The organism is Veillonella sp. HPA0037 (genome assembly GCF_000411535.1).
Lineage (GTDB): Bacteria > Bacillota > Negativicutes > Veillonellales > Veillonellaceae > Veillonella > Veillonella atypica.
This window is the reverse complement of record NZ_KE150483.1, coordinates 1,403,292-1,416,835: the sequence shown is the minus strand read 5'-3', so window position 1 is coordinate 1,416,835 and position 13,544 is coordinate 1,403,292. Positions and strand designations below refer to the sequence as shown.

15 protein-coding genes are annotated in these 13,544 nt (G+C 40.2%); 5 read left to right on the top strand and 10 right to left on the bottom strand.

Annotated features, from left to right (window positions below; all coding sequences use genetic code 11):
• Window positions 1-18: 18 nt before the first annotated feature.
• Entirely contained in the window at window positions 19-1,260 is a 1,242-nt protein-coding gene (locus tag HMPREF1477_RS06425; protein WP_016476273.1) for an MFS transporter, read from the top strand.
• Window positions 1,261-1,452: 192 nt separating this feature from the next.
• On the opposite strand, the gene HMPREF1477_RS06420 is transcribed toward HMPREF1477_RS06425, so the two are convergent.
• From HMPREF1477_RS06420 to HMPREF1477_RS06400, 5 genes are all read right to left on the bottom strand, one after another.
• Window positions 1,453-2,457: a virulence RhuM family protein gene (locus HMPREF1477_RS06420; protein ID WP_016476272.1), complete on the bottom strand. Its 1,005-nt coding sequence runs from the start codon at window positions 2,455-2,457 to the stop codon at window positions 1,453-1,455.
• 52 nt (window positions 2,458-2,509) lie between these two features.
• On the bottom strand, window positions 2,510-3,373 hold the full coding sequence (locus tag HMPREF1477_RS06415) for a HigA family addiction module antitoxin (protein WP_016476271.1): 864 nt from the start codon (window positions 3,371-3,373) through the stop codon (window positions 2,510-2,512).
• 310 nt (window positions 3,374-3,683) lie between these two features.
• Window positions 3,684-4,925: a DNA/RNA nuclease SfsA gene (gene sfsA / locus HMPREF1477_RS06410; RefSeq protein ID WP_016476270.1), complete on the bottom strand. Its 1,242-nt coding sequence runs from the start codon at window positions 4,923-4,925 to the stop codon at window positions 3,684-3,686.
• Between the two features lie 199 nt (window positions 4,926-5,124).
• Window positions 5,125-5,346: a DUF2922 domain-containing protein gene (locus HMPREF1477_RS06405; RefSeq protein ID WP_016476269.1), complete on the bottom strand. Its 222-nt coding sequence runs from the start codon at window positions 5,344-5,346 to the stop codon at window positions 5,125-5,127.
• Between the two features lie 124 nt (window positions 5,347-5,470).
• Window positions 5,471-5,677, bottom strand: a complete 207-nt coding sequence (locus HMPREF1477_RS06400; RefSeq protein ID WP_005375915.1) for a DUF1659 domain-containing protein — start codon at window positions 5,675-5,677, stop codon at window positions 5,471-5,473.
• Window positions 5,678-6,084: 407 nt separating this feature from the next.
• Between HMPREF1477_RS06400 and HMPREF1477_RS06395 the strand changes: the two genes are divergently transcribed.
• The 4 genes from HMPREF1477_RS06395 to HMPREF1477_RS06380 all read left to right on the top strand — a co-directional run bounded on the left by HMPREF1477_RS06395 (window position 6,085) and on the right by HMPREF1477_RS06380 (window position 8,847).
• Window positions 6,085-7,041, top strand: a complete 957-nt coding sequence (locus HMPREF1477_RS06395; RefSeq protein ID WP_016476268.1) for a DUF1858 domain-containing protein — start codon at window positions 6,085-6,087, stop codon at window positions 7,039-7,041.
• Between the two features lie 20 nt (window positions 7,042-7,061).
• Window positions 7,062-7,727 carry a hypothetical protein gene (locus HMPREF1477_RS06390; protein ID WP_016476267.1) on the top strand — a complete coding sequence of 222 codons (666 nt, stop codon included), beginning with the start codon at window positions 7,062-7,064 and terminating at the stop codon, window positions 7,725-7,727.
• A gap of 247 nt (window positions 7,728-7,974) precedes the next feature.
• Entirely contained in the window at window positions 7,975-8,262 is a 288-nt protein-coding gene (locus tag HMPREF1477_RS06385) for a cupin domain-containing protein (RefSeq protein ID WP_005375909.1), read from the top strand.
• Window positions 8,263-8,490: 228 nt separating this feature from the next.
• Complete coding sequence (locus tag HMPREF1477_RS06380; RefSeq protein WP_016476266.1) at window positions 8,491-8,847, top strand: MmcQ/YjbR family DNA-binding protein; 357 nt, start codon at window positions 8,491-8,493, stop codon at window positions 8,845-8,847.
• 120 nt (window positions 8,848-8,967) lie between these two features.
• Here the strand turns inward: HMPREF1477_RS06380 and HMPREF1477_RS06375 are convergent, their stop codons facing one another.
• The 5 genes from HMPREF1477_RS06375 to HMPREF1477_RS06355 form a co-directional block, all read right to left on the bottom strand.
• Window positions 8,968-9,561, bottom strand: a complete 594-nt coding sequence (locus HMPREF1477_RS06375; protein WP_016476265.1) for a hypothetical protein — start codon at window positions 9,559-9,561, stop codon at window positions 8,968-8,970.
• 182 nt (window positions 9,562-9,743) lie between these two features.
• Complete coding sequence (locus HMPREF1477_RS06370; RefSeq protein ID WP_005375856.1) at window positions 9,744-10,202, bottom strand: OmpH family outer membrane protein; 459 nt, start codon at window positions 10,200-10,202, stop codon at window positions 9,744-9,746.
• 205 nt (window positions 10,203-10,407) lie between these two features.
• A complete protein-coding gene (locus HMPREF1477_RS06365; protein ID WP_005379443.1) occupies window positions 10,408-10,785 on the bottom strand; it encodes a GerW family sporulation protein in 378 nt (125 codons plus the stop codon).
• Between the two features lie 23 nt (window positions 10,786-10,808).
• On the bottom strand, window positions 10,809-11,939 hold the full coding sequence (locus tag HMPREF1477_RS06360; RefSeq protein WP_016476264.1) for a hypothetical protein: 1,131 nt from the start codon (window positions 11,937-11,939) through the stop codon (window positions 10,809-10,811).
• Between the two features lie 42 nt (window positions 11,940-11,981).
• Window positions 11,982-12,560, bottom strand: coding sequence for a cob(I)yrinic acid a,c-diamide adenosyltransferase (locus tag HMPREF1477_RS06355; protein WP_005375894.1), 579 nt, complete (start codon window positions 12,558-12,560; stop codon window positions 11,982-11,984).
• Window positions 12,561-13,544 lie beyond the last annotated feature (984 nt).

Below are 13,544 nucleotides of genomic sequence, written 5' to 3'. Positions count from 1 at the left end.
TACAGAGAGGAGTTACATATGGATAATCAGAATTCAAAATTTCACTTACCCAAAATTCCAGCCATTATCTGGATACAATTATTACTACTAGCTATAGGTTATGCCTTCTATTCTGCTAACCGTCTATCCTTTAGCGTAGGCTTAAAGGCCATCGCAGCTCAATTAGCATTAACACCTATTGAAGTAGGTACCATTGGTACTATATTTACACTCGGACAAGCCATCATCGATATTCCTGCAGGTTATCTAGCAGATAGATTTGGGCGCAAACGATTACTCGTATCTAGTATGATTTTCTTAGGTGTTATGACAGCAATCGTTACAAAAGCATCTGATGCTATTCAAGTAGGTTTAGCCCGTACCATCTTTGGCATGGCTGAAGGCATATGGAATATCGTTATGTACTCTGTTGCTGGCTCTATCTTCCCTGCTGCACGAGCCATGCTCAATGGTCTCATGATGACCTTCTACTCTATTGGTGCTTATGTTGGACCTACGTATTACGGCTATAGTCTATCCTTAACTGGAGACTGGACACAAGGCCTACTCAATATGGGTATTGTTACAGCCCTGTTCGGTGCATTACTCTACTTTGGGTTCCGTAAAAAATACACTGATAGCTCTACAGATGTTAAAGGTATGCATCTTATCGAAGCAGTAAAGACAGTTGGTACTAACAAAATTGTATGGCTCGCTGTTCTAATCCAAATCTTAAACATTGTACCTTATTGGGGCTTTGCTTCTATGGGACCTTATTTGTTCATGACCTTTAAAGGCTTTAGCGCCGCAGAAGCAGGCCAATTCTTTGGCATGGTATACGGTATTGGTGGCCTTTCCGGCGTTATCCTAGGTTTCTTCGCCGATAAATTTGGTCGTAAACCAACTATCGTGGCACTAGCTTTACTAAATACCATCTGCGGTATTCTAATATTCCACTTCATCCCTAAAGCATCCATATTACTATATATCGTTGGTGCTATTATGGGTATCGGTCTTCATGCCATTTATGTACTTGGATATACCATCGCACAAGATGGTGTTAGCCATAAACAAATTGGTCTTGCTACAGGTCTTGTAGGCGCTTCTAGTTATTTCCTCTCTTTCTTCTCAGGTCCATTCATGGGTTGGCTCACGAGCACATGGGGCCATATGATTGCGCTAGACATCGTCGTTGTTGCCTTTGAAGCTGTACTCGTAGTGGTAGCAATCATTATGAAAGAAACACAAAAGAAACACACTACAACCATTGAAGAAAAATAAACTTCATATAGAAGTCTCAATACATATAAAGGACGTGTAAATCAAATTGATTTACACGTCCTTTTATTATATGCTCATCTAACTATACTTACACATACTGATTAAGACTTTCACTCTTTTAATAATTCACTACGGTCACAGGATCATTATTTCGATATTTGCGACCTATATGGAGGATATTCTCGTTCATTGTTAACTATGTTCTTTTATAAACTTATCAAAATCAGAAATTACCTTCTGATGCGTATTAAACACTTTATATTCACTAACAGCTTTCTTTTGAGCCTGTGTCATAGAAATATTACCCTTGTTTGTTAGGATATGATACTCATTAAAGTCTAAAAACTTATCAACACTTTCCATAAAGGCTTTCATAGTAAATGTTTCACGTCGTTCGATAATACGCTCTATATAATCAAAAAACGAAGCTATTGTCCGCTCTAGTTGTTCAATTTCTTCAACAGATAAATAATTTTTTGCTACGATTACATCCTTCTTATAAATCCGTCCTTCAGGCCCAGATTCCCAAGTAGTCAACCCCATATGATCCTTTGTAGCATCCGCATGACTATGAATGATTTCTGCAGCAGTTTGACCAGTTATAGCATAATGAAACTTATTTTGTATAGTTCCAAAAAACGCTCTAGTTATAGGTGATTGTGCATCATAATCGATTGCACACGCTGCAAATATATCTGTCACTTGTTGATATATACGACGTTCACTAGCACGAATTGAACGGACTCTTCGTAGCAACTCTTTAAAATAATCTTGGCCAAATGCGCGTCCATTTTTTAGCATATCATCATCAAGGGCAAAACCCTTTATAATATATTCACGCAATACGCCCGTAGCCCATATACGGAATTGAGTTGCTTTTTTACTGTTTACACGATACCCTACCGCAATGATGGCATCGAGATTATAAAAATCCGTAAGCCTCTTTACAGTACGTAAGCCTTCTATTTGAACTTGTTCCATTTTGGAACAAGTTCCAATTTTTTCTAACTCTCCTTCAGCATAAATATTGCTTAAATGCTTTGATATAGCTTGTGGATTAACATCAAATAATTTCGACATATCCTTTTGAGTCATCCAGAATGTTTCATCTTTATATAACACATTGGTGGAAACAGACTCATTCTCTGCTTGATATACAATAACATTTCCGGTAATTGCATTTTCTAAAGATATCATATAATTCCCTCCGAGCATTATACTTAGCCTTAGTTATATCCTATTCTCCCTTTTAATAATTCACTACGGTCACAGGATCATTATTTCGATATTTACGACTCGTATGAGGATGATCTCGTTCTACCAAACCTTTTAAAGCTTCATCTAATAAGTGCCAAAAATTCTTATTTTCAGCTGTTGGTATTCCCAATACAATGGCATTCCCCTTAGAATACGTAATACATGTAGATGTTATATCATCAATGATAGGCAAATATACAATAATAACACCAGATGCCGCTAGCATATCTTTAAGTGGCTCTTTAGCCACAGTCAAAGATTCTTGTGAAAGTTCTTTTATTTGAGGAATAAAGGTTTTAAGTAATTCACAATCATAAGGATTTACCTCCACAAATCGAGATTCACCTTTTGTAATTTGTACCAATGTATAAATAGCACTCTGTTTTGCTTTATCCATATCCTTTATATTCTCATATACCAAAGGCATAACCATTTCATCAGCCACAGTTTTCAAAGATGCTACCTCAAAAAACTTTTGTAAATTATTAACTTGTTCCGCTTTCTTTTTAGTTTCTGGTACAATGCCCAACCGAGCTAATTTAGCATACCCAAAAGGCTTGGCAAAATTTATTTCCTCATCAATAGAATCTTCATACTCTACCTTTAGTATTTTCTCTCTATATCCAGCTTCTAAACCATTCCAGAAACTTGCATCTACGCCAAATACACGTTCTAGACGTAACGCTACATCCTGTGTTAGAGGTACTTCACCATTAATCAATTTACTAATATGTTTCTCACTCATATCCATACGAGAAGCCAACTCTTTTTGAGTCATATGTCTATTTTCTAAAACTTCTTTAATAGTCATGCCTGGTGGAATCGCTATAAAGGTCTTACTCCTATAAATTTTCATATGCGTATCTCCTTGGCTAATGGTAATCTTCTAGCCTCACCGACTCTCTATCTAACGAGACTAGATACAATATAAATGGCCATCTATAATAATTTACCTATTAGGTTAATTCTATTATACTCCTTTGTAACAAGTTGTAAATAGAAATTTACCTAATAGGTAAATTAAAATATAGAATAATAAATTACACAAATTCAATACCTATAAAGGACGTGCAAATCAAATTGATTTACACGTCCTTTTATCATATCATCAGCAGTTGTTTCCATTTTGGAAATAACTACTAACACATCTCAAATATGCTACTTTATTAATTCTCAACAATTATGGAATCTAGCTGGTTCATCCTAAATTCTTCTACCACGTCCATAAAGGCCTTATTATGTATTGGATTTTCAGTCATACCAAACAAATGGCTCATGCAATCGCAGTCGGAGCAGCCAAATTTTGGCACGTCCCATTCGGCAATGGCGCGTACTGCATCAGCCAAAGCACATTCGACGCTCACGTCTACATCGGGATCTGGCATGCTCGGCATGGATGGGTATGGTTCATGAGTAAGGCTCCAGCTTTCAAGGGGTAGTCCGCTCGTACGAATAGGCACGGCCGCTATCATTTCGCAATGGCCGCGGAAGTAGTCGAGGTGCCAATGCATTTTCTTGCGTTTTCTCTTATGGCGCTCAATGCGTTTCGTAAGGTTTGCCTTGGCGGAGCCGACATACATGTAATATCCTGCATTAAAATGCATCATGCCCTTGGAGCCGATTTCGAGATCTAGTTCATGGTCAAGGTGCATCACCATGATGTATACGCCGCTATCGTGCGCTTCGCTGTCGAGAACATAGCTCGGATAGGTACAAGCGCGTGTCACGGTAGGCATTGTGAAAGTCTCATCCCACGCCACAGCAACGGCTTTCCAGTCGAGCAATGGTGCCACTTCTTTAAAGGTCATAGCGAATTCTAGATCCGTGTGGTAGTCTGGCAAGAACCACTTAGCTTGGTCCCATTGTACAAGGAATAGCACGCCCGTATGATATCCTTCATCCTGAAGTTCCCGTAAGTGCAATAAATGCTTGCGTCCCCGTTCTGTAATAGCATCGGGAAACATGGCACCGGTCTTGGAGAACAAGGTGCAGGATTTAACCTCTAATAGGAATTCTTCACCATCGTCGTTAGTGAGGAGTAAATCAAAGCGTGATGTCGCCCCATGTAGTTTTACCGTATATTCGCGACGTACGACGCGCCATTGTTCCCAGCCAGGAATGAGTTTGTTTTCAATCAAATGCTGAGCCACATCATTGCTGTAGTTCGTATCGAGCATAATAACCACACCGTCGCGCTCAATACCTACAACGCGGTACTTCGTCTTCGCATCAGGTTTGTCGTGGGGCACGATATACATCGTGACACCAGTAAATAACAATTCCCACATACGACCTGGATTTGGTAAATGAGCAAGTACGCTTTCACCATTAAGATCCAAGGTCACCACAAAACGATTGGGACGGCCTGTATAAGTTGCTTTCAAAATTGTATCGTATAGAACCTTCATCGTTCCTCCTACATCAAGATAATTCTAGGTTCATTATACAACAAAACGGGCCACTCCGAAGAGCGGCCCGCTGGGAGGCGTCATATGACAGGTTCCGAGGCTATCATATGACCAGGGATAAGATATTCATCGCATAACAGCGATAGTTATGCTAGGCACAGACGGGATAGAATTATCTATACATTAGCGATATGTTGTTTTATTGCAAATCTTTACTTTGCGTAGATACTTCACTGGCAGAGGTAAAGCTTGCCAATGGAGCGTCGCCAGAGCCTAAGATTACCTTGTTCGCTACTAGCGCATTAGCTGCCGTTTTAGCTTGTTCCAAAGTAAGGCCAGTGCGAGGTCCACTAATTGTGATCGATGCGCTTTTACCATCGACTGTAGCAAATTTAAGATATACCACACGTTTATCAGCCATGTTGGGCACTCCTTTCTAATTCATATACATAAGGATGGGAATGATCGCGATAGGTCCACAGGGTTTGGATTACTACGAACCTTCACGCAGCCATTATGTGCTAACTATTATGAGTAAAAGCACATTAATGACCAAGGGATACTTCGTTGACGCGTATTACGTCAGCAATGGTGTTCTCATAGAGACCAGCCAATGCGGTACCGACGATTTTGACCGCATCATCAGTAGCTTCTTCAGCGACGCGTGTGAAAGTGACGTCTTTGTACTTCGGTTTTTCTTCCGTACCGATATTAAAACGTAACACTAACTTTGTGCGTTTTAGTTCAGCCATCTGATCACCTCCTTTCACCTATATACATTCCAAAAGGAGGCTCGTGACAAGCAAATTCGTTTCAAAAAGAGGAATAATATTTTTACCCCTGAAAAAACGGCCCCAAATCAAGGTTTAGGGCCGTACTTTTGTATTTAGTTTCACGTGAAACAGTGTCAAAAATTTTTGCTTTTTTGTAGCTTGGGACACATTATTTTATTGTAAAATGAATTATACTAGTATATGTAATTTGAAATGATGATAACAATCATTTCATAACGATCTCTTACTAGCTCTCTAGAACATGTATCGTTTGGACGTACATCACCGTCGAAACGCATCATCTCTAGCATGTGCTAATAGAGACTTTCACAGTGAAAATATATGATAGAATATAAGTAGTTCATTACAATTTAGAGGGGATTACAATGGCTCAAATCGCAGGAAATTTACAACGAATTAAAAACGGCCAACGCCGTTATGCTATTACACCGCGCATTCCAGCGGGTTTTATTCAACCAGATCAATTGCAAAAATACATTGATGTGGCGAACAAATTTGGCGCTGTTCTTAAATTAACTGGCAGCCAACGCATTATGATTACGAATTTGAAAGCTGAGGACGTAGACGCAGCGTGGGACATGCTCGGCATGGAGCCGGCGTACATGGTGTCCAACCGCGTGCGCAGCGTCAAGATTTGCCCAGGCACAACGTTCTGTAAACGGGCTAAACAAGACAGCGTGCATCTTGGCATGCAGTTGGAACGCAAATATTTGTCCCAAGAAATGCCTAGCAAGATGAAAATCGGCGTGTCCGGCTGCATTAATTCTTGTACTGAAAGCCGCATGAAGGACGTTGGCGTTATCGGTTCTGTTGAGGGCTGGAGCGTCTACGCTGGCGGCAGCGGCGGTGCGCATCCACGCATTGGCGACCTCATTGCAGAGGTAACAACAGAAAAAGAAGCCCTTGCACTTGTGGACCGCATCATCGAATATTACAAAGCAAATGCACAAATCGAACGAATGGGTGAATTCATCGACCGCATCGGCTTAGAGGCTTTCAAAGAAGCTGTACTAGGCGACCTTGAAGGGGCTCCTACAGAAGTAAAAGCAGCAGAACCTATTGTTAACTTGCCAGGTCACGGCAATGATCCAGAGGTTGAGACGCCACGCCTTGAACCAGGTCAACCAATTACACCGGATACAATCATCCGCGATATCGTGGACATCTATCCAAATACAGTACCTGTACTACAAAGCATCGGCATGGGTTGCCTCGGTTGTCCATCCTCTACGATGGAACCACTATGGCAAGCCGCTGAAATCCACGGCGTCAACGTGTATGATTTACTTAACAAACTAGAAACTGCCCGCAAAGGTGCATAATTAATATAAAGGAGCTTCACATGTCCGCATTTTTAGGCCACATTCACTACTGGTTATACCGCAAAATCCAATTGCTCGTAGAGCGTGAAAACTTAATTCTTGAAAAAACGACAAAGATCGTAGACGATCTTGCTGAGGAATTACATTCCATCTCCGTAGATACATACGGCGAACCAATTAACCCTAGCATTCCATTGGAAAACATTATCGACCACAACAACATTCATGGATGGCTCTCCAACCAAATCAACATAGCATCCGTCCGCGAAGCGGCTTTCATCAAAGACATGCTCGATACAAATGCTGATGAAAATGCTATTCACGTAGTAACCGCTATTCTCGATGCCTTCGCTGTACAAGGTCAAGCATGCGGCGTTGTGGCCCAAGATAGCCTCGAAGAACATACGGCGCCAGCCATCTACAATGCCCTTCAAAACTTCTATGTAAACGGCATGCCTTGCGACGGCGGCGACCAAATCGTTGAGGACAGCGCAGACCGTTTCACATGGGTTGGCGACCACCGCTTACAAGCCGGTTACTGGCGCACTGCTGGCGTAGATCCTAAATTCATGATGCTCGCATACCAAACATGGTTCGAAGCCTTTGTGAAAGCTATCGATCCTGAATTCGAGCTTATCACCACCGAAGACAATGGCACCCGATTATATACAATCGCTAAAAAATAAATACCATTTCGTTCGCTAAAACGGACGAAAAACGAACGAAAACGCGAACGTAAAATTTTACGCTCGCGTTTTTTATTTCTAATGATCCAATATATGTGCCTAAAAAAATTAGAACAGGCGTATTCTATTTTAAATTTCTTTCAAAAGTGTAGCTATAGGCACAGCATTGATAAGAAATATCATTTATAATATAGCTATAAGATAATTCATTAGTAATAATACTTTCATACATAGGAGGTGCAGCATTATGGCAGGCACAGTAAAAAAAGAGTTAGGTTTATTATTCCAAGGTCCCAATTATGTGATCGTAAAAAAAGGTGGCAAAGCAGGTGAAAAGGTAGAAAAACATAATCATCCTGAAGCCAATGTTATCTTTACTGTTGTTAAGGGCACAGTTCAAGTATTCCTTAACGAAACAGAAGAACATGTACTCGTACCGGGTGAAGTTCTCGAATTTAATGGCGATAACTACATTCAAGCAACGCTTGTTGAAGATAGTGAATTCATCGTAAACCTCGTTCATAAACCTGAATAATATTATATAGATATGACCTCCTCCTTTCCTTAGTGTCTATATATAAAAAACACCTATAAGTGGTAAGTTACATAAAACAGTAGCTATTACCATATATAGGTGTTTTTTACATTCTTAGCCCTAATATCTTAATTTCATAACTGTATTTCTATAGAATATAGTATTATTACTTGCAGTTGCTTTCATAAGAGAATATACTAATTATGTAAGAGAGAAAGAAGGATTTACATGACACGCGAAGATTTAGAAACCTATATTCACAATCAATTTGAGGATACTACCACCAATACGCCTTGGACGCAGTTCCCGCATTACAAGGTGTACCGCCATCAAAGTAATCATAAATGGTTCGCCCTAGTCATGAACATTACTACCGATAAATTAGGCTGGTCAAGCATTAAGCCTATCGATGTTTTGAACATCAAATGCGAGCCCACCATGATTGGCGCCTTTCGCAAGGAACCGGGCATATACGCCGCTTATCATATGAACAAGACTAATTGGCTAACCGTTTCTTTGGATGGCTCTGTGCCTACTGAAAGAATAAAAATGCTCCTCGACATGAGCTATCGATTGACTAAATAAAATACTAAATTCTTTATCTGCCCATTTAGCACATAAAATAAAACGAGCCTGGATTCATTCTAAGCTCGTTTTTTTGCTTTCACGTATTGTATTGTTTAATATTTATGAAATAACTTTCACCTATACTCGTAACATCATAGATGCACTTATTAAAAGTACAGTATATACAATAGCAATGATAATAATATGCATTGATGTGGTCTTTAACATTTGGCGGTATAATCCAAGTGAACAAAGTATATAATATAGGGCCAATACAAACGTAATGAGGCCTAAAATAAATTGAACACCAAACGCAATCATACCTGCTCCAGCAAGGCTCAATACAATAACGAGTACAGCACCGAGTAAGGACAATACAGTTATAGGTAAATCAAAGGCCATCGCATACGAAACGGCCATGAACGTATCCTTAAACATAAGATCACGATTACTAGTGGCTTTCACATAAAAATGGGCCAATATCAACCAAAGCCCTTTTAGGAAAAACCAGGCAAAAACAAAGCCTAAAATCGATACAATCGTATCTAGCATGGTCACAGGCGTGATAAGAAATATGATACCATTTTCCACCACCGACAAACCAAGCATAATGCCAAACAAACGCAACATAAAAACTAGCGCTTGATCAAACGTACCATTCTCCATAATATACGGAATCCCCTTAGATCGCGGATACCGCATCAAACTCCAACAAACCTGCATAAAAGACATAATTAAACCCTCCTTGTCCCTTTCTCCTCTACAGTCTAAAAAAATAATATCTTATGTATGATTTGAAAATAAAAAGACACACTTCTAAAAACGACTTTGGCCCTGTTCCGCAGGAACAGACCCGGCCGGTGGAGTTTTTAGGAGGGTGTCTTTTTACTTATCGCCAAAGCGACATTAAAATATTATTTTTTTAGACGTTTAATTACTTCATCTGTAATATTTTCAACGTTACTATTTGCATCAGCTGCGCGGATTGTGTATGGGTCGTCTAATACAACGTCCATTTTCTTTTCAACGCGAACGGATTCGATAGCGTTGTGAATGTTTTGCATCATTGGTTGTGCAATTTTATTCACTTCGTCATTTTCTTTTTGTAACAATGGAGCTACAGATTTATTGAATTCTGCTTCTGCTTGAGCTTGATCTTTAATTTTGTCAATTTCTTGCATTTTCTTTTCAATTTGTGGACGGTATTGTGCATCTACTTGTTGCATTTTCATATCGAGTGCACCGTAACCAGGATAGCTATTTACAACTTGACTCATTTGCACCAAACCAATGTTAGCAGCGCTTGCCACAGCAGTGGTAGCGGAGATAGCACCAACAATAGCCAATGTTGTCAATTTTTTAGTTAATTTCATTTGAGATCCTCCTGAACAGTAAAGTTTCATTACACAAACATGTAATGCACTATTTTTACTATATCAAATCTAACTTGCTTTCACAAGTAAAAACCCTCAAAAATCATAGATGAGATATAGCATCTAATAATTAAATTGTATACTATTAAATAATAATAAGGGCCCATGAATTCATCATGAACCCTTATTAAAAATTTACTATCTATTATTGTTCGTCATTAAGATAGATGTATTTATCGGATTTCAATTTGGACACGAGGTCAGGCACCAAGCCGATAAGGCGATCAAAACTGTTGCTGTAAGGATTGCCTTTAATGTTGAATAACTCGATACGTTCGCCCTTGATAACGAGCACAGCGCTTGGTTCCATGCGAGCGCCGCCGCCACCGCCGCCACATTCATGATTCTTGCCAGATGTATTGTGGTTTGTGCCAGTGCCGAAACCAAATGTTACGTCCACAAATGGAACCAATGTAGTATCGCCGATTTGCACCGCTTCACCTACTACAGTTTCCACCTTAATCATATTTTTGAACTTCTCAAAAAGGACTTCTAAATTTTCTTTTACGTTACTGTTCTCCATCGTAGTACCTCCACTGATGTCAACTATGCGTTAGCGGCTTGTTCCGCTTTCAATCGTTCTAATTCTTTCTTTTCTTTGCGCTTAACCCAAACGACCTTGCCCGTTTCAGCTATGAGTGCACGCATTGGTTGTGAAAGCACGAATCGCGTGCCGTGCCATGCCAACGCGCCTAGAATAATGCGCCCTTTAATGTGGCCGCTACCTTCTAAATGCCAATTCAAATAATCAATCTCGATATGTTCAGCCTGTTCAGGCCAGATACTGTACAACATCGAAGCAAACATGCCACCCTTAAAAGGATCACCGATGCCGATACGCCCTTCTACAGCGATATCTCGTGGTTTAGAATGGTCATAACACCGCTTAGAAACAAGCAATAATTGACGCCACAATTCCGTATTCGTCACATGTTTCATGAACCAAAAGGTCGGGATTTTCGATTTAAAGCTAGCCACCGGATCGTTAGGATCTGGTTTTTGAAAGCGCGATTTTACGCTATCTTTCAAGCCGTCTATTTTCGTAAATACCTTCTCTTTTACGGTGCCATCACTATTGAAAGTAACCTTTTCTACCACTTCATCATCAGGTTTCATCGTCGGGTTATCGCGAATTGAATCATATTGTGCAGCCCGCGCTTCAGCACCCTTATTATCATCCTTAGATGTATCAACACGTTCAACGCGAACCTGTTTACCTTGTGCATCTGATGTTTGCCCTGCACTGCGCGTAGCATCTAGGCTTTCACCAGAAGCACCAACGGTCGTCGGCTCAGTCGGTTCAGTACCGCCCTGGCCATCACCTTGCATGGCTTTCATCATCGCTTCCGCCTGCGCAGCCATCGGATCATTTTCAAATTCATCAACAGCCTTCTGATATTCGTCATCAACCCGTTGTTGAATCCATTCGTCGTATTCTTTCACAGGGCCTATTTTCTGCATACCTAATAGATAAAGTTGTTTAAAAAATGGTTTGCCCTGAAAATATGCGAGATGCAGCGACAATACGCGCCACAGCCATTTAACCGACAATTCTACGCGGTACGGCGTCCTGCCGTTCCATTCGATGCTATATGTGATTGGCGTTAGTAGGATAATCATGATCAGCGCTACGATGAGAAGCACTACGACGAGTGCCACAATAGCGACTATACTCAACCACATCACCTCCTTAGGTTATGGGATTTGTGAAAGTATACTCTAATTTTCAATGCCCTTGCGAGCCATTACACCTTGCATGTAATAATGCTTAACTTCCTTCATTTCCGTCACAAGATCGGCCACATCAAGAAGTTCTTGCGGTGCCCCGCGCCCCGTAAACACCACTTCGGTTTCCGGATTACGAGCCTCTAATAGAGCCTCCGTTTTTTTCCAATCAATGAGTTCAAAGAACAAAGCCATGTTATATTCATCGAGAACCACCAAATCATAGTCGCCGCTAGATACAGCCTCTAACGCGCGTTCATAGCCCTTTTCAATAAGCGCTACATAATCCTTAGGCGGATTTCCCGATTCAAATACAACCACCTCATCACCCCATTTGGCGAGCTCATCCTTGCTCTTCATGCCTTCCTTGATGATAAAAAACGGTTTACCTACAGTTTCTAATGTAATATTTTTGAGGGTCGGTAAAATATTATGTTCACTATACACTTTAGACTTCATAAACTGTAAAAATAGAACCTTTTTGCCAGCGCCTATAGCACGTATAGCGAGGCCGATAGCAGCCGTCGTTTTACCCTTGCCTTCGCCGGTATAAACTTGTACATAGGCCTTCATAGATATACCTCCGTTCATATACCATAATTGTACAATATTTATAGACGAAAAGGAATAGATATCACATGAAAGACAATCCTAATTATGCATAAGATAATAATATCTATTGATCCATTAATTATATTACCTACACATTGGTGCCAAACAAGATGATGATGGGGCCCTAAATCCTCCACCGGCCAGGTCTGACTACGGCCTTCGGCCTTCGCAGGGCCATAAGTAGGGTGTGAGGCAACAGAGGAGCATAGCGACGCATGGGGCCCACACATCACTTAGTCCCGAACGTAAGATTTCGCAAAGCGAAATCCACAGTGAGGGTAAAGTCGTTTTTTCAGGCCCCTCAACCCTATTAAATTAGTATACTAACTATATATGAGGAACAGATTTATTACCTGCCTTAATTCACAAAAAGAATATCTATTCCCTCCCCTATACAGTAATCGTAGCAATTATGGTATATGAATTACTACCAACCCAGCCGTTTGGGAAGAGATGTAATGAATACTTGTTACATAGGTGCCTTATAGTGTATCCCAAAAAATAGAACAGGCCTGTTCTATTTTTAAGACATATATATTAGGTACTAAGAATTAGAACCCACCTGTTCTATTTTTAAAACACATATACTAGATTCTCAGAATTAGTACACGCCTGTTCTATTTTAAAACACATATACTAGGTCCCCAGAATTAGTACACGCCTGTTCTATTTTTTAAGGCACATATATTAGGTACTCAGAATTAGAACACGCCTGTTCTAATTTTTTATAAGGCATATATAAGCCAATCTCGTACACTTCTTTATCCTAAATTGTACAATGGTATTTTATGCCAATTAGTCAACTAAATTTAGATAGAAAAGATAGCCCCCTCCGGAAAATGATTTCGGGCTCCGCATAAGCGCAGTAGCTTCCCCACTCCCGCCAGTTTAGTAATTAGTAATACGCCAAAAAGGATACCCCCTGTTCGAAGACGATTTCGGGCT

What these genes read in the sequence shown, in the direction of transcription:
- HMPREF1477_RS06420 (WP_016476272.1), bottom strand. Translation starts at nt 2,457, where the DNA reads ATGATATCTTTAGAAAATGCAATTACCGGAAATGTTATTGTATATCAA.
- HMPREF1477_RS06355 (WP_005375894.1), bottom strand. Translation starts at nt 12,560, where the DNA reads ATGAAGGCCTATGTACAAGTTTATACCGGCGAAGGCAAGGGTAAAACG.
- HMPREF1477_RS06375 (WP_016476265.1), bottom strand. Translation starts at nt 9,561, where the DNA reads ATGTCTTTTATGCAGGTTTGTTGGAGTTTGATGCGGTATCCGCGATCT.
- HMPREF1477_RS06365 (WP_005379443.1), bottom strand. Translation starts at nt 10,785, where the DNA reads ATGGAGAACAGTAACGTAAAAGAAAATTTAGAAGTCCTTTTTGAGAAG.
- HMPREF1477_RS06385 (WP_005375909.1), top strand. Translation starts at nt 7,975, where the DNA reads ATGGCAGGCACAGTAAAAAAAGAGTTAGGTTTATTATTCCAAGGTCCC.
- HMPREF1477_RS06400 (WP_005375915.1), bottom strand. Translation starts at nt 5,677, where the DNA reads ATGGCTGAACTAAAACGCACAAAGTTAGTGTTACGTTTTAATATCGGT.
- HMPREF1477_RS06370 (WP_005375856.1), bottom strand. Translation starts at nt 10,202, where the DNA reads ATGAAATTAACTAAAAAATTGACAACATTGGCTATTGTTGGTGCTATC.
- sfsA (WP_016476270.1), bottom strand. Translation starts at nt 4,925, where the DNA reads ATGAAGGTTCTATACGATACAATTTTGAAAGCAACTTATACAGGCCGT.
- HMPREF1477_RS06380 (WP_016476266.1), top strand. Translation starts at nt 8,491, where the DNA reads ATGACACGCGAAGATTTAGAAACCTATATTCACAATCAATTTGAGGAT.
- HMPREF1477_RS06425 (WP_016476273.1), top strand. Translation starts at nt 19, where the DNA reads ATGGATAATCAGAATTCAAAATTTCACTTACCCAAAATTCCAGCCATT.
- HMPREF1477_RS06415 (WP_016476271.1), bottom strand. Translation starts at nt 3,373, where the DNA reads ATGAAAATTTATAGGAGTAAGACCTTTATAGCGATTCCACCAGGCATG.
- HMPREF1477_RS06405 (WP_016476269.1), bottom strand. Translation starts at nt 5,346, where the DNA reads ATGGCTGATAAACGTGTGGTATATCTTAAATTTGCTACAGTCGATGGT.
- HMPREF1477_RS06395 (WP_016476268.1), top strand. Translation starts at nt 6,085, where the DNA reads ATGGCTCAAATCGCAGGAAATTTACAACGAATTAAAAACGGCCAACGC.
- HMPREF1477_RS06390 (WP_016476267.1), top strand. Translation starts at nt 7,062, where the DNA reads ATGTCCGCATTTTTAGGCCACATTCACTACTGGTTATACCGCAAAATC.